This window comes from Variovorax sp. RCC_210 (assembly GCF_041355175.1).
GTDB lineage: Bacteria > Pseudomonadota > Gammaproteobacteria > Burkholderiales > Burkholderiaceae_C > Variovorax.
This window is the reverse complement of record NZ_JBFUPJ010000001.1, coordinates 1,513,132-1,529,845: the sequence shown is the minus strand read 5'-3', so window position 1 is coordinate 1,529,845 and position 16,714 is coordinate 1,513,132. Positions and strand designations below refer to the sequence as shown.

The window sequence follows — 16,714 nt, the reverse complement described above, 5'->3', positions numbered from 1 at the left end:
CGACCTGGGCTCGAACCAGGGACCTACGGATTAACAGTCCGGCGCTCTACCAACTGAGCTATCGAGGAACAAGCCTTAAATTATATGCAATGGATTTGCCGATTTTGAATCGACGCATCGATTTTTTGATTCTTGCGCCACACACTTTTTCGTGTGCTGTCACTTGAATGAAAATGCCTCGCCACCTTGAGAGTGGCGAGGCATTCAAGAACCACCGGGGTGGTTTGTTTTGGCTCCTCGACCTGGGCTCGAACCAGGGACCTACGGATTAACAGTCCGGCGCTCTACCAACTGAGCTATCGAGGAACAAGCCTTAGATTATAGCGCGATTTTTTGCACGTTCTTGAACACGCGACATCGCCGCGACAAATTTGCGACGCCCGCCGTGACTAGAGCGCCACGGTCAACCCCAGGCGCAGCGTGCGCGGCGCACCCGGAAACAGATACACATGGCTGAACTGGTAGGGCGACTCCTTCCAGTAGCGGCGGTCGAACAGGTTGTCCACCGCCAGCGTCCAGGTCGTGTTCACTCCGCGCAGCTTGGTGTCGTAGCGCAGCACCGCATCGACGCGCGTCCACGACGGCAGCGTGACCGAGCCGTCGGGCAGCACGTTGCGCCGGCCTTCGTAAGACAGCTGTCCCGCCACCTCGAGGCCCGGCACCGCCGCGACCCGATACGCAGCCTGCGCGCGCAGCACCTGCTTGGGCACGTTGGTGGGCGACTGGCCGTTCAGCGCCGGATTGGCCGTGCTGTCACGGCGCTTCGCATCGATCAGCGTCACGCTGCCGCCGAGGCGCCACGGCCCCTGGTTCCATTGCCCGCCCGCTTCGATGCCGCGATGCACCGCGCGGCCGTCGTTGCGCACGTCGCAGAACTCGCCGCACTGGTCGATGTTGGTCGTCGGGCGCGAGATGTCGAAGTACGCAAGCTGCCAGTTCAATGCATCCGTGCCGCCCTTCAGGCCCAGCTCCCACTGGCGCGATCGCAGCGCCGGCAAGGCCTGCCCGGCGTTGCCGTACTGGTCCGCGCGGTTCGGCACGACTTGCGACTCCACGCCCTGGCCCCAGCTTGCATACGCCAGCAGCCCCGGCTGCACGGCGTAGCTGGCCGCCAGCCATGGCGTGGTCACGCCTTGCTTGTAGCCGGTCGGCTCCGAGCCGTCGTTGCCGATGCTGCTGCGGTCCAGCCGCGTGTGGCGCACGCCCAGCCAGGTGGTGAAGCGGTCGTTCCAGCGGATTGCGTCCTGCACCGACAGCTCGGTCGAGCGCTCGTCGCGGTTGGTCTGCGGCGTGGTCGCGTCGGGGTTGGCCGGCACCACGGCCGTGCCCCAGATGTTGCCGACGCCCGCGTAGTTGTAGGCCTGGTTCTCGAAGCGGTTGCGCACGCGGCTTTGCAGCAGCCCGAAGCCCAGCTCGTGCTTCACGCTGCCCGTGGTCACGTTGCCCTTCAGGTTCAGGCTGCCCGCGGTTTGCGTGCGGCGCTCGTTGTCGCTGCGAAAGTCGTACACGTCGAAGGTGCCGTCGGAGCAATAGCGGTCGTAGTTGCCTTCGGCGCCGCAACCAAAGGCGTAGGCCAGGCGGTCGTCGCTCTTCAGGCGCTGCTGCCCTAGTTGCGCGGACCAGCGCCAGTCGGCGTTCAGCGCCTGGCTGAAGCGCACGGTGCCCGTCAGCGCCTTGAACACCGAGGGCTGCGACCACGGCTGGTTGTTCAGGTTGATGCGCGGGTCCACCGGCGCGGGCAGCACGTTGCCCAGCAGGCTGTAGCCGTTCTGGCTCGGCTGCGTCTTGCGGCTTTGCTCGACCTCGAACTCCAGCACCGAGTCGCGCGTGATGCGCCAGTCGGCCGCCAGCGAGAACAGGTTGCGGTTGCCGTCCAGGTTGTGCGTGAGCGGCTTCAGGTTTTCGCTCGCCACGTTCAGCCGGTAGCCGAACTCGCGGTTCTCGCCGAAGCGCCCGCCCAGGTCGAGCGCGCCCAGCACGCTGCCGCGGCTGTTGGTCTCGATGCGCACCGTGCGCAGGTCCTGCTCGGTGGGCCGCTTCACGACGTAGTTGACCAGCCCGCCCGGCGCGCTGGTGCCGGCCTGGATGCCGCTGGTGCCGCGCAGTATTTCCACGCGTTCCTTGTTGTCCAGCGGAATCGATGTTTCCGCGCTGATCGGCAGGCCTTCGCGCCGGTAGTTGAAGCGGTTGTCGAGCACGAAGCCGCGCACGGTCAGGTAGTCCCAGTAGCCGGCGGAGTTGTAGGCGTCGGTGACCGAGGCGTCGAACTGCGTGAGGTCGGCGAGCCGGCGCGCGCCGCTGGCGCGCAACTGGTTGCTGTCGATGACGGTGGCCGAGATCGGCAGCTCGCGCAGCGGCACGTCGCCGAAGCCGCTGATGTCGGCCTGCGGCGCGGCGGCCGCGTCGTTGACGGTGACTTCGCGCAGCGCGGCTTGTTGCGCCTGGGCGCTCCAGCTGGCGGCGAGAAGGGTCGCCGCGATGGCGAGCGAAAGCGGCGACAGGGCCGACAGGGGTGAGAGGCGCGAGAGGGGCGAGAGGTTGGTTTGCTTCATTGTGTTCAGTTGCTGGCGGCGGCGCCCTGCAGGGCCGCCATCCATTGCGCGGCCGTGGCCTCGGGGTCTTCGGCCGTGACCAGCGCGCGCACCACGGCGACGGAGCCGACGCCGGTGGCGAGTACTTCGGGCAGCCGCACGGCATCGATGCCGCCGATGCCCACCTGCGGGTAGCCGCGCAGCAGGCGCGCATAGGCGCCGAGGCGGGCCACGCCCTGTGGCGCGGTCGCCATCTTCTTGAGCGTGGTCGGGTACACCGCACCCATCGCGATGTAGCTCGGGCTCACCCGGTCGGCGCGCACCATCTCGGCATAGCCGTGCGTGCTGACGCCCAGCCGCAGGCCGCTGGCCCGCAACTGCGCCAGCTCGTCGGGCGTGAGCGCGTCGAGGTCTTCCTGCCCGAGGTGGATGCCGTAGGCGCCCGCCGCGATGGCGACGCGCCAGTGGTCGTTGATGAACAGCAGCGCGCCGGTGCCTTGCACCGCCTCGACGGCGGCCTGCACTTCGCGCTCGATGGCCGCGGCGTCGTCGGACTTGAAGCGCAGCTGCACCGTCGGCACGCCGGCGCGCGCCATGCGGCCGACCCATTGCGCGTCCGGCAGCACCGCGTAGAGGCCGAGACGTTCGGGGCAGGGCGGAAACGCATCGCCGCGCGCGGCCGGTGGAAACGGCCGCATGCCGAAATCTTCCGGCGCGTCGGGCCACAGCGTGGCGTCGAAGTGGCTCAGGCGTTGCGTTTGCGCGCGCCAGGCCAGGGCCAGGCATTCGGCGTCGATCTCGATGAAGCCGAGCGCGGCGCATGCGCGCTTGGCGCCGCGGTAGACCGGGTCGTCCGAGGAGAACACCGGCGCGCTGACCGGCGCGGAAGTGAAGGCGCCGAAGCGCAGCCCGTGCGCCGCGACGATGGCCTGGACGACCTCGCGGGCGTCGAGCGGGATGGCTGCGGCGCTCATGGTGCGTGGTGCCAGAAGGGCGTGCCGAGCACGGGCGTGCTGGGCTGCGCGGCGTCCTGCGCGGCCATGGCGCCGGCACGGTGGGCGGCACGGCCGGCCTGCACCGCGTCGGCGAAGGCGCCGGCCATCGCGACCGGGTCTTGCGCCAGCGCCACGGCGGTGTTGAGCAGCACGCCGTCGTAGCCCCACTCCATCACCTGGCAGGCATGCGACGGCAGCCCCAGGCCCGCGTCGACGAGCATCGGCACCTTGAGCCGGTCGCGCAGCACCTGCAGCGCGTAGGGGTTGATCGGGCCGCGCCCGGTGCCGATGGGCGCGGCCCACGGCATCACGGCCTGGCAGCCGATGTCGACCAGCCGCTGGCACAGCACCAGGTCTTCAGTGCAATAGGGCAGCACCTTGAAGCCGTCGCGAATCAGCTGCGAGGCGGCATCGACCAGGTTCAGCGTGTCGGGCTGCAGCGTGTAGTCGTCGCCGATGAGCTCGAGCTTGATCCACGGCGTGTCGAACAGCTCGCGCGCCATCTGCGCGGTGGCGACCACCTCCTGCACGCTGTGGCAGCCGGCGGTGTTCGGCAGCACCGGCACGTCGAGCTTGCGCAGAAGCTCCCAGAAGCCGTTGCCGAGCTCGCTGTTGCCCGAACCCTGGCTGGCCGTCTGGCGTCGCAGCGAGGCAGTCAGCATCGCGGGTTTCGCGCGCTTCACGGCGGCTTCGAGCAGGTCTGGCGAGGGGTAGCGCGCGGTGCCGAGCAGCAGGCGGCTTTGAAAGGTCTCGCCGTAGAGCACAAGCGGGTCGCCGGGCACAAGCGCGTCGCTGGGCACAAGCGGATCGTTCGTTGTCATGGGTGTCGTCTCCATCATTCAGCCGCCCGTCACGGGGCGGATCACTTCGATGCGGTCGTCGGGCTGCAGCGCGCGCGCGGCGTAGGCCGAGCGCGGCACGAACTCGCGGTTCACCGCCACCGCGAAAGGCGGCGTGGCGTCCAGTGCCGCCAGGGCGTCGGTCAGCACCGCGTTGTCGGGCAGCGCGTAGGGCTTGTCGTTGATCAGGATGTTCATCGTCATGTGAGGTCGGCCGCCATGCCGAAGCCTTGGGCGAGGGGCGAGCGGCCCTGCGTGAGCAGCTCCATCGCCACGTCGAGCATGGCGGGCGCGATCATGAAACCGTGGCGGTACAGGCCGTTGATCTGCAGCACGCGCGGCTGCGGCTGGCGAATGGCGGGCAGGTTGTCGGGCAGCGTCGGGCGGCATTGCGTGGCGATTTCCACGATGCGCGCTTCCGCGAAACCGCTGTGCACGGCGTACGCCGCGCTCAGCAGTTCGAGCGTGGAGCGCACGCTGGCGCTGGACATGTCGTCCGACTCGATCTCGGTCGCGCCGATGACGAACAGCCCGTCGGGCTTGGGCGCGATGTACAGCGGATAGCGCGGATGCACGAGCCGGGTGGGGCGCTTCAGGCTCACCTCGGGCGCGTGCACGCGAATGACTTCGCCACGCACGCCGCGCAGCGCGTTCCACTGGGGCTTGGCACCCAGGCCGCGGCAGTCGACCAGCCAGTCGGGCTGGCCCGGCGTGCCCGGCGCGAAGTCCGACGGGGCGCGCGGCGAATGCCAGTGCAGGCTGACGCGCGGGTCGGCTTGCAGCGTGGCGAGCAACGAGGCGAGCAGTGCGCGGTTGTCGAGCTGGCCTTCACCCGGCAAGAAGAGTCCCTGCGCGAAGCGCTGGCCCAGCGAGGGCTCCAGCGCGGCGATGGCGGGGCCGTCGAGCGTCTGCATGGGCGCGAGCTCGGGCACCTGCGTGCCGGTGGTCGCGAGCACGCGGGCCAGGCGGGTGGCTTCGGCGGCGTCCTGCCGGTGCCAGAGCACCAGCGTGCCTTCGCGCTGGAAGAACACGGGCTGCGCCAGCGGCGCGAGCAGCTCGGGCCAGCGCGACAGCGCGTGCTGCCCCATGCGAACGACCGATGTGGGCGCCACCGCCGATTCGGCCAGCGGCGCGAGCATGGCGGCGGCCACGCGCGCGGCCGCGCCTTCGGCCTGCGGACTGCCGGCTTCGAACAGGTCGACCTTGCAGCCCGCTCGCGCGAGCGTGACCGCGAGCAGCCGACCCATGAGGCCCGCGCCCAGGATGGCGGCCGATTGAAAAGGCAGCGTCATGGTGTTGCTCCTTCCCCCTTTGGGGGAAGGCTGGGATGGGGGCAGGCAGAGCGCCCGAGGGAGACGCCGCTTGCCCCCACCCCAACCCTCCCCCAGCGGGGGAGGGAGCGAGAGAGCTGAAACAGTCGCCGATAATTTTCAACATGACCCAAGCACCCACCCAGCGCTACGCACGCGTGCTCTCCATCGCCGGCTCCGACAGCGGCGGCGGCGCCGGCATCCAGGCCGACCTCAAGACCTTCGCGGCCCTCGGCTGCTACGGCATGACCGCCATCACCGCGCTCACCGCGCAGAACACGCTGGGCGTCTCGGGCATCCACGGGGTGCCGGCCGAATTCCTCAAGGCGCAGATCCAGGCGGTGGTCGAAGACATCGGCGTCGACGCCGTCAAGCTCGGCATGCTGCACGCGCCCGAGGTGGTCGAGGTGGTGGCCTGGGCCATCGACCGCTACCAGCTGAAGAACGTGGTGCTCGACCCCGTCATGGTCGCCACCAGCGGCGACCGCTTGATTGCCGCCGACACGGTGCAGGTGCTGGTGCGCGAACTGTTCCCGCGCGCGCTGGTCGTCACGCCCAACCTCGACGAAGCGGCCCTGCTGATCGGCCATGCCATCGACGGCATCGACGCGCTCGACGCCGCGGCCGACGAACTGCTGGCGCTCGGCGCGAAGGGCGTGCTGCTCAAGGGTGGCCACCTGCCGGGCGACGACGTGGTCGATGTGCTGCTGCAGGCCGGCGGCGACAGAAAGCGGCTGGCGTCGAAGCGCATCGCCAGCCGCAACCTGCACGGCACGGGCTGCACGCTGTCGTCGGCCATCGCCGCGCACCTGGCGCTGGGCGAAACGCTGCCCGACGCCGTTGCGCAGGCGCGCGCGTACATCCTCGGCGCCATGGCGGCCGGTGCGGGCGTGCAGGTCGGTGCCGGCCATGGCCCGCTCAACCACGGCTTCGCGCCAGTGCCGACGCGCCGCCTGCCGCTGTAGCTTCTATAGCCGCCGGCTTGGGCCGGCTGAGCCAGGCCAGCACAAAGGTCGCGGCCAGCGTGGGCAGCGCCGAGCCGAACTGCGGCGCCCACTTGGCGAGCGCGTGGTAGGCGGCGATGCCCGCGATCCAGATCAGCGCCGCCGGCACGTCCACCTTGCGCGGCGACGCCAGCGACACCGACCGGCCGCTGCCCAGGCGCCCGATGATCACGCCGTACAGCGGCACGAACACCGAGCTCAGCATCAGCAGGAAGGGCTCCAGCGTGTGCATCGGCAGTACCAGCGCCAGCGCGATGCACAGCGCCGCCAATAGCAGGCCCCAGCGCTTCACGCTCCAGCGCGGCAACAGGCTGTGTGTGGACACAGAGCCCGAGTACACATCGCCGTACGCGTTGTCGAGCTCGTCGATCAGGATCAGGCCCAACGCCACCAGCCCGCCCTGCGCCAGCAGCAGGGCCATGACCAGCTCCGTGCCCGGCTCGGCCACGCTCACCACCATCACGCCCAGCGCGTAGCACCACACGTTGGCCAGCGCGTAGCCGATCCACGTGCCGCTGAAGGCGCTGCCCAGGCCGCCTTTGCCTGCGGCGTTGCGCTTGCCGTGCCGCGCGTAGTCGGCCACCAGCGGCAGCCACGAGACGGGCATGGCGATGACCAGGTCGAGCGCGCCGAACATGCCCATGCTGCCGTCGCCCGGCCGTGCCCAGAAGGCGTCCAGCCCCTTGGCCTGCAGCCGCGTGGCGAACTGCCAGCTGAGCCACAGCAGCGACAGCACCACCAGCGGCAGGCCGAAGCGGCTCACGAAGCGGCGCACCAGCTTCACCATCGAGCCCGCGAGCAGCGCCAGCAGCACCGCGCCCCACAGCAGCGTGGTCAGCACGCCGCCCCAGGTGGTGGCGATGGCGGCAACGAACACCGACTGGCCGATGGCCTGCGTGCCCTCGCGCATGACCACCAGCTCGAAGGTGGTCCAGCCCACCAGCTGCACGATGTTCAAAAGCACCGGCAGCCGCGCGAAGGCGCTGCCGTACGTCGCGTGCATCAGCCCGGCGCTGGCCAGTCCGCTTTCGCAGCCCAGGCGCGCTGTCCAGGCCAGCAACCCGGCGCCCAGGCAGGAGCCCAGCACGATGGCGATGGCCGCGTCGCGCGTGCCCACCGCCGGCACCAGGTACGCGCCGATCTGCATCACCAGCAGGCCCACGCCCAGGCTGAACCAGAGCGAGGCGTGGTCGTGCCAGCCGAACACGCGCTGCGACGCGGGCAGCGGTGTCAGTGCCTCGTTGTTGTTGCCGTTGTCGTCGAATGCCATCCGTTTGCTCCAGTGCAAAGGTTTGGCAGGTGGGCGGGGCCCGGGTGGCGCGGCCGTCACGCGTTGGAAAACACGAGAGAGCGAGAGAGGTCACCGGACCAGCTTCCCTGCGCGAGGATTACCTCAATCAGGTTCAAAGGGACTTTCTCAGCCGGACCGCAAGCAGCCCAGCACCCCTAGCAAGTGCGCCGTGGTGAACCTCGGCGCAGGGCGGAGTTTATCCGCTGCGCTGAGCCCGCAACGCCGGGCGTGGCTTTTCGGGGGCGTACAAACCCGGCCGCGCCCGCCGAACCATTCCTTACAAACTGCAAGCAGAATCGCCCGAGGGAAGAAAAAGAACGAGGGCGCGCGCCACGCCGCGCGCGAAGAGGAGCCAGGGCCCGTATGCCAGACGATTTCACACGCACCCGCATGCGCCGTTTCCGTGTCGACGTCGGCACCATCGTCTGCGCCGTCGCGCTGGTGCAGTCGCTGCTGCTGGTGGCGCTGGGGTACTGGGCGGTCGAGCGGCTGGTGTCGAAGGTGGGCACGGCCGCGCACAAGATCAACCACGACCGCGTGGAAGACAACGTGCTCGCGTTTCTCGCGAAGACCGAGGCGGTGATGCGCTCCATCGGCGATTCGCCCAGCCTGCACGCGGCCGGGGAAGACGGCGAGCAGACCGCCGAAATGCTCTGGACGCTGCTGGAGCAGACCCCCGAGCTCGACAGCCTGAACGTGGCCACCGACGACGGCCACCTGGTCTCGGCGATGCGCTACCCGGCGCCGGCCCTTCGCCAGGTGCTGCGCGGGCCGGCCTTCAGCACCGAGACCTGGCAATACAAGCGCTCGCCCGATTCCGAAGGCGGCGACGCCAGGCAGCGTTTTGCCACCACCCACATCGCCGCCTACCGCAGCGACTACGACCCCACGCAGCGCACCTGGTTCGTGGACGCCCTGAAGGCCAAGGGCCCGACGTGGACCGCGCCCTTTCTCTCGGCCGCCGCGCGGGAGCTGGCGATCAGCCATGCATTGCCCGCCGGCCGTCTCGACGACGAGGGCCGCACGCAGCACATGGTGGTGGCCGCGAACGTGTCGCTCGGCCACCTGTCGAAGCTGGTGCGCGTGTTCGGTGAACTGGGCCATGGCGAAAGCGCCTTGCTGAGCGCCGACCACCACGTGCTCGCGCGCAGCGACCAGCCCCGTGTGGTGCGCCAGCTGGAGTCGCCCGACACCGACGACGGCGTGCTCGGCGCGCTGCATGCCCACATGCTGGCGGCCGGCACGGCGGGCGGCGTGGACGATATGGCCTTCTCCATCGAGCACCAGGGCCGGCGCTACCTGGTGCAGACCTCGCACGTTCCGTCGACCAGGTGGCAGCTGGTGAGCTGGGAGAGCGAAGACCTGCTGCTGGGCGACCTGCAGCGCACGGTGCTGTGGGCGCTGCTGCTCACGTTCGCGTTCCTGGCGGTGGCGCTGTTCATTTCGCTGCGGCTGTCGAAGCTGGTCACCCGGCCCATCGAGAACCTGTCGCGCGTGGCGCGGCGCATCGGCCGGCTGGAGCTCGACAACCTGCCGCTGGAGGCCAGCCGCGTGCTGGAGATACAGCATCTCAACCAGGCGCTGGACGAGTCGGCGCGCAGCCTGAAGGCCTTCAGCAAGTTCGTGCCGGTGGACATCATCAAGCAGCTCGTCGCCGAGGGGCAGGCGCTGGCGCCCAGCGGCGCGCCGCGCCGCATCACGGCCATGTTCACCGACGTGGAAGGCTTCACGTCCATCTCGGAGTCGCTCGATGCCGACGTGCTGGTGAAGCAGCTCACCGAATACTTCAACCTGGCGGCGCGCATCTTCGCGCGGCACGGCGGCGTGGTCGACAAGTACATGGGCGACGGCATCATGGTGCTATGGGGCGCACCGGCCGACCTGGAAGACGCGGAGTACCGCGCCTGCGTCGCGGCGCTGGAGCTGCACGCTGAAATGAACCAGCTCAACGCCAGCTGGCGCAGCCAGGGCCTGCGCGAGTTCCGCACGCGCATCGGCATCCACACCGGGCTGGTCATCGCCGGCGTGCTGGGCTCGAGCGACCGGCTTTCGTACACCGCGGTGGGCGACGTGATCAACGTGGCGAGCCGCATCGAGGGCGCCAACAAGGACCTGGGCACGCGCACGCTGATTTCCGAAGCCACCTTCGCGGCGCTCGGCGGGCGCGTTGCCGCGCGCCGCATCGAGGAGATGATCGAGCTGCGCGGCCGCCAGACGCGCATGGTGCTCTACGAGCTGCTAGAGATCGAGCACCAGCCGCGCTGACCGTGCCCGCGAGCAGCAGGGCAGGAACTGGTCGTTGGCCGCCTGCTCGGCCGGGGTCAGGTAGAGGTCGTTGTGCGCGACTTCGCCCGCGAGCACGCGCGTGAGGCAGGTGCCGCACACCCCTTGCGCGCACGACACCGGAATGTCGATGCCTTCGGCCGCGAGCGCGTCCACCACGCTGAGCGCTTGCGGCACGCGCACGACGCGCCCCGAGCTGCGCAGCTCGACCTCGAAGCTGCCTTGCGCGTCGTCTACCGGCAGCACACCGCCGAAGTACTCGAAGTGCACTTGCGCATCGGGCCAATGCAAGTCGCGCGCGGTGGCACGCACTGCGTCCAGGAAGCCTTGCGGCCCGCACACGTACAGGTGCTTGCCGCGCGCCGGCTGGCCGATGGTCGCGGCCAGGTCCATGCGCTGCGCGGCCGGGCCGTCGTCGTGGTGGAAGAACACGCGGTGGGCGAACGCGCTGGCCTCGAGCCGCCGCCGGTAGGGCGCGCGCGCGACGGTGCGGCTGCAGCAGTGCAGGGCGAAGTCGGCCTGCAGCGCGGCCAGGCGCTGCGCCATCGACAGCAGCGGCGTCACGCCGATGCCGCCGGCCAGCAGCAGGCTGTGCGTGGCGCTTTCGTCGAGCGGAAAGTGGTTGCGCGGCGCGCTGATGCGCAGCACCTCGCCTTCGTGCACCGCGTCGTGAAGCGCGAGCGAGCCGCCGCGCGAGCGCGCGTCGCGCAGCACGCCGATTTCGTAGTGCATGTCTTGAGCGTCTTGCGCCTCGTGTGCCGGCTCGTTGCACAGCGAGTACTGGCGCACCAGCCCACCCGGCAGCACGACGTCGATGTGCGCGCCCGGCGCAAAGGCCGGCAGCCGCGCGCCATCGACCGCCACCAGCCGGAAGCCCGCCACGCCTTCGGCCTCGTGCGTCTTGCGCGCCACCCGCACGGCGATGGCTGCGGCGGCGGTCGCGCTCATTCGCGCACGAGGAAGTTGCCGGCCTCGAAGTGCACGGGGGGCGCCGCGGGGTCGAAGCTCACGCCGGCCGGGTCGCGGCCTTCGCGCAGCGCATCGAGCTGGCGCTGCAGCAGCCGGCGCAGCATGACGATGCCGCGGTCCGACGAGGCCAGGTGCTCTTCCGAATGCGCGGTGATCGCGCCCTGGCTCACCTGTGCCTCGTAGTCGCCCGGGAACGCGCGGTGCTCGGCCTCGCTCAGTTCTTCCCACAGCTTGCCGTTCAGCCGCGAGCGCACGCGCGCCAGGTCGCCGGGGTTCTTCACCCGGCCCACGGTGTAGATGCGAAAGCTGTGGTCGTCGATGGGCAGCACCCAGCCGATGGATTCCACCCGCCCGTAGGCCGCCACGCGCGGGTTGGGCACCACGCGCAGCGTGGGCAGCACGGGGCCGGCGACGCGGCGGAAGACGGTGCCGTCTTCCAGCGTGCGCAGCGAGGTGATCGTGACGCCGTTCTCGGTGCTCTCGAAGCTCACGTCGGGCATCTGGCCCATGAGCGCCACGAACTGCGTGCCGCTGAAGCTGCCGTGCAGCACCGGCACGTGAAAGGGGTCGGCCACGTTCTCGTAGTGCTGCAGCCAGTTGCACGGAATGACCTGCGGCCCGCCGCCGCCGATGCTGTTGCCGTCGGCCTCCAGCGTCTCGCCTTCGTCCATGGTTTCCAGGCAGTCGTAGCGCGGCAGCACCGGCTTCTTCTCGGCCGGGCCCAGGTAGGCCCACACCAGGCCGTACTGCTCCTGCACCGGGTACCAGGGCTGGCGCACGCGGCCCCGGCCGCGCGCGCCGCCGTCGGGTTCGCAGGGCTGGTCGACGCAGTGGCCCTGCACGTCGAACATCCAGCCGTGGTAGCAGCAGCGGATGCCTTCTTCTTCCACGCGCCCGTAGTAGAGCGAGGCGCCGCGGTGCGCGCAGCGCCAGTGCACCAGGCCCGGCCGGCCGGTCTTGTCGCGGAACAGGATCAGGTCTTCGCCCAGCACGCGCACCTGTCGCGGCGTGTCGGTGGCGTCGGCGGCCAGGCCGATGGGGTGCCAGTAGCGGCGCAGCAGCTCGCCCATGGGCGTGCCCGCACCGACCTCGGTCAGCTCGGGTTTGTGGCTCGGCGGCTTGCGGCCATAGGCGGTGCCGGTGTCGAAGGCGACGGGTTGCCAGTCGCTGGCGGCGGTGGACGCATGGGGCGGTACGACGGCGCTCATTCGGGGGTGACTCCTGCGGCCTTGATCAGGTCCGCGACGCGGGGAAAGTCGGCCTTGTAGTTGGCCCGGAACTCGGCGGGCGTGCTGCCCAGGGGCTCGAAGCCGAAGCCCGCCAGGCGCTCCTGGACGTCGGGCATCTTCGTGATCTCGCGCAGCGCGGTGGACCATTCGTCGAGCACGGGTTGCGGCGTTTTCGCGGGCGCGTACACCCCGATCCAGCTGTCGAGGTCGAAGCCCGCAAAGCCCTGCTCGGTGAAGGTGGGCACGTTGGGCATCGAGCGCACGCGCTGGCGGCCGGTGATGCCCAGCACCTTGATGCGGCCCGACTGCGCCAGCGCGCGCGCCGTGGCCGGGTTGGCCCAGGCCACGCCCAGCGCCTCGCCGAACATGTCGTTGTGCGCCGCGGCCTCGGCCTTGTAGGGCACGTGCACCAGGTCGATGCCGCCCTGGCGCGCCAGCAGTTCGCCGAACAGGTGCGCGTTGGAGCCGTTGCCCCAGGTGCCATACGAAACGCCCGGGTGCGCCTTGGCGTAGGCCACGAACTCGCGCACGTTCGAGAACGGCGCGGAGGCCCGCGCGATCAGCATCGGCCCGCCGGTGGCCAGTTGCGACAGCGGCTCGAAATCTTTCACCGGGTCGTACGGCAGCCGGGGCTGCAGCACCACGTTGTTGATGTGCGTGAGCGGCAGCGTGAGCAGCACGGTGTAGCCGTCGGGCTGCGCCTTGGCGACGGTGTCGGCGGCAATGGTGCCGCTCGCGCCGGGCTTGGCCTCGACGATCACCGGCTGGTTCCAGCGCGTCTTGAGCTTCTCGGCGTAGATGCGCGCGATGACGTCCATCGGCCCGCCGGGCGAGCCGAAGGGCACGATGCGCACCACGCGGCTGGGGAAGTGTGCGGGCTGCGCGAAGGCGGGGCCGGCGGCCAGCGCGGCAAGGCCGGCGCCGACGATGCCGAGCACGTGGCGGCGCGAGGGGTCGCTTGTGAGGTCGCGCGTGGGGTTGCGCATGGGGCTGTGCATGGCCCCCTCGTGCGGCGAGGGTCTGAACCGATTCATCGTGTCTCCAGTCGTGTTGTACTTGTGCGCTCGACGATACGTACAGCCCGCCCCACGGGCAATTCGAAGCTTTGGATATGAGATATGGCCCAACGTGATATCCGCAGCCTCGACGTCGGCATGCTGCGCACCTTCGATGCCCTGATGCGCGAGCGCAGCGTGTCGCGCGCGGCCACGCGGCTCTTCCTGAGCCAGCCGGCGGTGAGCGCGTCGCTCAACCGCCTGCGCGAAACCTTCGACGATCCGCTGTTCACGCGCACCGCGCACGGCGTGGAGCCCACGGCGCGCGCGCAGGCGCTGGCCGGGCAGGTGGAGCGCGTGCTGGCCGACCTGTCGGCCATGCTGGAGCCGGGCGAGGGCTTCGACCCGGCGGCGTCGCAGCGCATCTTTCGCATCTCGGGTGGCGACTACGCCAGCCATCTGCTGCTGCCCACGCTTGCCAACGAGCTGGTGGCGTGCGGCTCGCGTGTGCGAATCTACTGGGAGACCAGCTCGTTCCTCACGCTGACCGAGCGCCTGCGCAAGGGCGATTTCGACATTGCCGTGCTGCCGCGCCTGCAGCCGCCGAGCGACTGCGAATCCGCGCTGCTGTACGAAGACCGCTACGTGGTCGCCGTGCGGCGCGGCCACCCGACGATGGCGCAGGCCGCGACGCTTGCCGCTTTCTGCGCCGCGCCGCATGTGTTCCTGGGCTACGGCAGTTCGGCGCTGGACGATCTCATCGACCAGGTGCTGGCGCGGCTGGGGCACACGCGCACCATGAGCGTGGCCATGACCAGCTTCGGGCAGATCGTCGACTTGCTGGCGCAGACCGACCATGTGGCGGTGATGCCGCTGCGCGTGGCCGACCGCTTTCGCGACGTGCTCGCGGTGCACCCGCTGCCGTTCGAGCTGCAGGGCTACCGCTCGGTGGTGTGCTGGAACCGGCGCGCCAACTCCGACCAGGGCGTGCTGTGGCTGAAGGACGCGCTGCTGCGCATCGGGCGCGGCGCGGACGCCATCGGCGCTGGCGCCACTGCTGACGCAGCCGCTGTCGCGGGGGACCTCAGCCGGGCCTGACGCGGCGCGCGAACGCCTCCAGCCCGTCGATGGTCATCTGCACGTGGCGCTCGAAGCTGCTGTCCAGCGGCACGGTGCTGCCGTTGTCCCAGCGCAGGATGAAGGCCTTGTTGGCCAGCAGCGGCAGGTTGCGCGTGAGCACCGGGTGGTCGAGCGGGCGAATGGTGTGCACGCGCTCGCGCAGCTCTTCGGCCCAGGCCTGCGTGTTGTCGGCGGGCAGGGGCGAGAACTCCATCGTCAGGAAGCCCAGCATGGCCGCGATCACGCAGTTGTAGGCCTCCAGCAGGGGCTCGCCTTCGAAGCCGGCTTCGGTCAACGCAGCCAGCACGCCCTCGACCAGTTCGATCGGCAGGCTGCCGTTGGACACCAGTTGCGCGCCCAGCAGCTGCGCCACGTTCGGGTGCTGGCGCACGGCGGCGCGGCAGCGGCGGAACAGCTCGGCGATCCACGCCTGCCAGGCCAGCTTGCCGGAGGGAGGCGCCACCTGCGCCATGACGGTGGCGGCCACCTCGGCCAGCAGCGCCTCGCGCGTGCTCACGTGCCAGTGCACCGTGGCCGGGTACACCTCGAGCCGGGCCGCGAGCTCGCGCATGCTGAAGGCGCCGAGGCCGAGTTCGTCGATCTGCGCGAGCGCGGCTTCGGCGATGCGCTGCTTGGTCAGCGCGGCGCCGCCGGCGGGGCGGCCCGCGGTCTTGGGCGGGGCTTTCTTCTTGGCGGGGGTGGGCATCGGCTGCATTGTGCGGCAGCTGAATTGGCTGTATAAATAATATTAATTGAGCATCGATCAATTTAAACGTTGATCGATGGACTGCACGAGCTTGCTTGTATCGACTTGCCTGTATCAACTTTGCCCGGAGCCCATTTGCCATGACCCATGCCACCATCGACCAGGCCCTGGCCGAAGCCCACCAGCGCTTCGCCGACAGCAACCCTGCCAGCCGCCGCCAGTTCGACGAGCAGGCGCGCTACATGCCCGGCGCCAACAGCCGCTCGGTGCTGTTCTATGCCCCGTTCCCGCTGACCATCGCCAAGGGGGAGGGCGCCACGCTGTGGGACGCCGACGGCCACCGCTACGCCGACTTCATCGCCGAGTACACGGCCGGCGTCTACGGCCACTCGGCGCCCGAAATCCGCGACGCCGTCGTCGAGGCCATGAAGAGCGGCATCAACCTCACGGGCCACAACCTGCTCGAAGGCCGGCTGGCCAGGCTCATCTGCGAGCGGTTTCCGCAGATCGAGCAGCTGCGCTTCACCAACTCGGGCACCGAGGCCAACCTGATGGCGCTCACCGCGGCGCTGCACTTCACGGGGCGCCGCAAGATCGTGGTGTTCGCCGGCGGCTACCACGGCGGCGTGCTGGGCTTCGGCGCCAAGCCGCTGCCGACGACCGTGCCGTTCGACTTCGTGGTGCTGCCCTACAACGACGCGCAGGCGGCGCGCGAGCAGATCGACCAGTTCGGCGCCGAGGTGGCGGCCGTGCTGGTCGAGCCGATGCAGGGCGCCAGCGGCTGCATTCCGGGCCGGCCCGGGTTCCTGCAGGCGCTGCGCGAATCGGCCACGCGCGTGGGGGCGCTGCTGGTGTTCGACGAGGTCATGACCTCGCGACTGGCGCCGCACGGGCTGGCCAACCAGCTGGGCGTTCGCTCGGACCTGACCACGCTGGGCAAGTACATCGGCGGCGGCATGTCCTTCGGGGCGTTCGGTGGACGCGCGGACGTGATGGCGCTGTTCGACCCGCGCACCGGGCCTTTGGCGCACTCAGGCACCTTCAACAACAACGTGATGACGATGGCGGCCGGCTACGCGGGGCTCACCAAGCTGTTTCCGCCGGAAGCCGCCGGGGCACTGGCCGCGCGTGGCGAGTCGATGCGCGCGCGGCTGAACGCGCTGTGCGAAGAGAAGGGCGTGGCGCTGCAGTTCACCGGCCTGGGCTCGTTGATGAACGCGCATTTCGTGAAGGGCGATGTGGTGCGTTCGGAAGACCTGGCTGCGGTGGACGGGCGGCTGCGCCAGCTGCTGTTCTTCCACCTGCTGGCGCAGGGCATCTATGCCTCGCCGCGCGGGTTCGTGGTGCTGTCGCTGCCGGTGACCGATGCGGACATCGACCGCTTCGTCGCCGCCATCGCCGGCTTCATTGACGTCTACGGAGCCTTGTTGCCCCGGGCCTGAC

At 69.9% G+C, this 16,714-nt stretch carries 14 protein-coding genes, 1 tRNA gene and 1 riboswitch; of the genes, 4 read left to right on the top strand and 11 right to left on the bottom strand.

Annotation, left to right across the window (positions count from 1 at the left end; genetic code table 11):
* Positions 1 to 230: 230 nt before the first annotated feature.
* From AB6807_RS07210 to AB6807_RS07185, 6 genes are all read right to left on the bottom strand, one after another.
* A tRNA-Asn gene (locus AB6807_RS07210) sits at positions 231 to 306 on the bottom strand.
* Positions 307 to 389: 83 nt separating this feature from the next.
* Positions 390 to 2,552, bottom strand: a complete 2,163-nt coding sequence (locus AB6807_RS07205; protein ID WP_371084032.1) for a TonB-dependent siderophore receptor — start codon at positions 2,550 to 2,552, stop codon at positions 390 to 392.
* 5 nt (positions 2,553 to 2,557) lie between these two features.
* Positions 2,558 to 3,505 carry a thiamine phosphate synthase gene (locus AB6807_RS07200; protein WP_371084031.1) on the bottom strand — a complete coding sequence of 316 codons (948 nt, stop codon included), beginning with the start codon at positions 3,503 to 3,505 and terminating at the stop codon, positions 2,558 to 2,560.
* The gene (locus AB6807_RS07195) at positions 3,502 to 4,347 is read right to left on the bottom strand and encodes a thiazole synthase (protein WP_371084030.1); all 846 of its coding nucleotides are present in this window, start codon (positions 4,345 to 4,347) and stop codon (positions 3,502 to 3,504) included. The genes AB6807_RS07200 and AB6807_RS07195 overlap by 4 nt, the downstream gene beginning before the upstream one ends.
* Before the next feature lie 18 nt (positions 4,348 to 4,365).
* On the bottom strand, positions 4,366 to 4,569 hold the full coding sequence (thiS, locus tag AB6807_RS07190; RefSeq protein ID WP_371084029.1) for a sulfur carrier protein ThiS: 204 nt from the start codon (positions 4,567 to 4,569) through the stop codon (positions 4,366 to 4,368).
* Positions 4,566 to 5,657 carry an FAD-dependent oxidoreductase gene (locus AB6807_RS07185; protein WP_371084028.1) on the bottom strand — a complete coding sequence of 364 codons (1,092 nt, stop codon included), beginning with the start codon at positions 5,655 to 5,657 and terminating at the stop codon, positions 4,566 to 4,568. The genes thiS and AB6807_RS07185 overlap by 4 nt, the downstream gene beginning before the upstream one ends.
* A gap of 143 nt (positions 5,658 to 5,800) precedes the next feature.
* Between AB6807_RS07185 and thiD the strand changes: the two genes are divergently transcribed.
* Entirely contained in the window at positions 5,801 to 6,640 is an 840-nt protein-coding gene (thiD, locus tag AB6807_RS07180; RefSeq protein WP_116907465.1) for a bifunctional hydroxymethylpyrimidine kinase/phosphomethylpyrimidine kinase, read from the top strand.
* Here thiD and AB6807_RS07175 read toward each other — a convergent pair.
* The gene (locus AB6807_RS07175; RefSeq protein WP_371084027.1) at positions 6,594 to 7,949 is read right to left on the bottom strand and encodes a cytosine permease; all 1,356 of its coding nucleotides are present in this window, start codon (positions 7,947 to 7,949) and stop codon (positions 6,594 to 6,596) included. The two genes, thiD and AB6807_RS07175, sit on opposite strands and share 47 nt — an antisense overlap.
* An 87-nt stretch (positions 7,950 to 8,036) precedes the next feature.
* Positions 8,037 to 8,137, bottom strand: a riboswitch (TPP riboswitch).
* A 223-nt stretch (positions 8,138 to 8,360) separates the two neighbouring features.
* On the opposite strand from AB6807_RS07175, the gene AB6807_RS07170 reads away from it, so the two are divergent.
* Complete coding sequence (locus AB6807_RS07170) at positions 8,361 to 10,235, top strand: adenylate/guanylate cyclase domain-containing protein (protein ID WP_371084026.1); 1,875 nt, start codon at positions 8,361 to 8,363, stop codon at positions 10,233 to 10,235.
* On the opposite strand, the gene AB6807_RS07165 is transcribed toward AB6807_RS07170, so the two are convergent.
* From AB6807_RS07165 to AB6807_RS07155, 3 genes are read right to left on the bottom strand one after another with little or no spacing between them, the layout of a single operon-like run.
* Positions 10,209 to 11,201, bottom strand: coding sequence for a 2Fe-2S iron-sulfur cluster-binding protein (locus tag AB6807_RS07165; protein WP_371084025.1), 993 nt, complete (start codon positions 11,199 to 11,201; stop codon positions 10,209 to 10,211). The two genes, AB6807_RS07170 and AB6807_RS07165, sit on opposite strands and share 27 nt — an antisense overlap.
* On the bottom strand, positions 11,198 to 12,430 hold the full coding sequence (locus AB6807_RS07160; protein ID WP_371084024.1) for a Rieske 2Fe-2S domain-containing protein: 1,233 nt from the start codon (positions 12,428 to 12,430) through the stop codon (positions 11,198 to 11,200). Before AB6807_RS07160 ends, AB6807_RS07165 begins: the two co-directional genes overlap by 4 nt.
* On the bottom strand, positions 12,427 to 13,485 hold the full coding sequence (locus tag AB6807_RS07155; RefSeq protein ID WP_371084023.1) for a Bug family tripartite tricarboxylate transporter substrate binding protein: 1,059 nt from the start codon (positions 13,483 to 13,485) through the stop codon (positions 12,427 to 12,429). Before AB6807_RS07155 ends, AB6807_RS07160 begins: the two co-directional genes overlap by 4 nt.
* 84 nt (positions 13,486 to 13,569) lie before the next feature.
* Here AB6807_RS07155 and AB6807_RS07150 point away from each other — a divergent pair, with 84 nt between their 5' ends.
* A complete protein-coding gene (locus AB6807_RS07150) occupies positions 13,570 to 14,544 on the top strand; it encodes a LysR family transcriptional regulator (RefSeq protein ID WP_371084022.1) in 975 nt (324 codons plus the stop codon).
* On the opposite strand, the gene AB6807_RS07145 is transcribed toward AB6807_RS07150, so the two are convergent.
* Positions 14,531 to 15,271: a TetR/AcrR family transcriptional regulator gene (locus tag AB6807_RS07145; protein ID WP_116907852.1), complete on the bottom strand. Its 741-nt coding sequence runs from the start codon at positions 15,269 to 15,271 to the stop codon at positions 14,531 to 14,533. The genes AB6807_RS07150 and AB6807_RS07145 overlap by 14 nt on opposite strands.
* Positions 15,272 to 15,411: 140 nt before the next feature.
* On the opposite strand from AB6807_RS07145, the gene AB6807_RS07140 reads away from it, so the two are divergent.
* Positions 15,412 to 16,713 (top strand): aspartate aminotransferase family protein, encoded by a 1,302-nt coding sequence (locus AB6807_RS07140; RefSeq protein ID WP_371084021.1) that lies wholly within the window; start codon positions 15,412 to 15,414, stop codon positions 16,711 to 16,713.
* Position 16,714 lies beyond the last annotated feature (1 nt).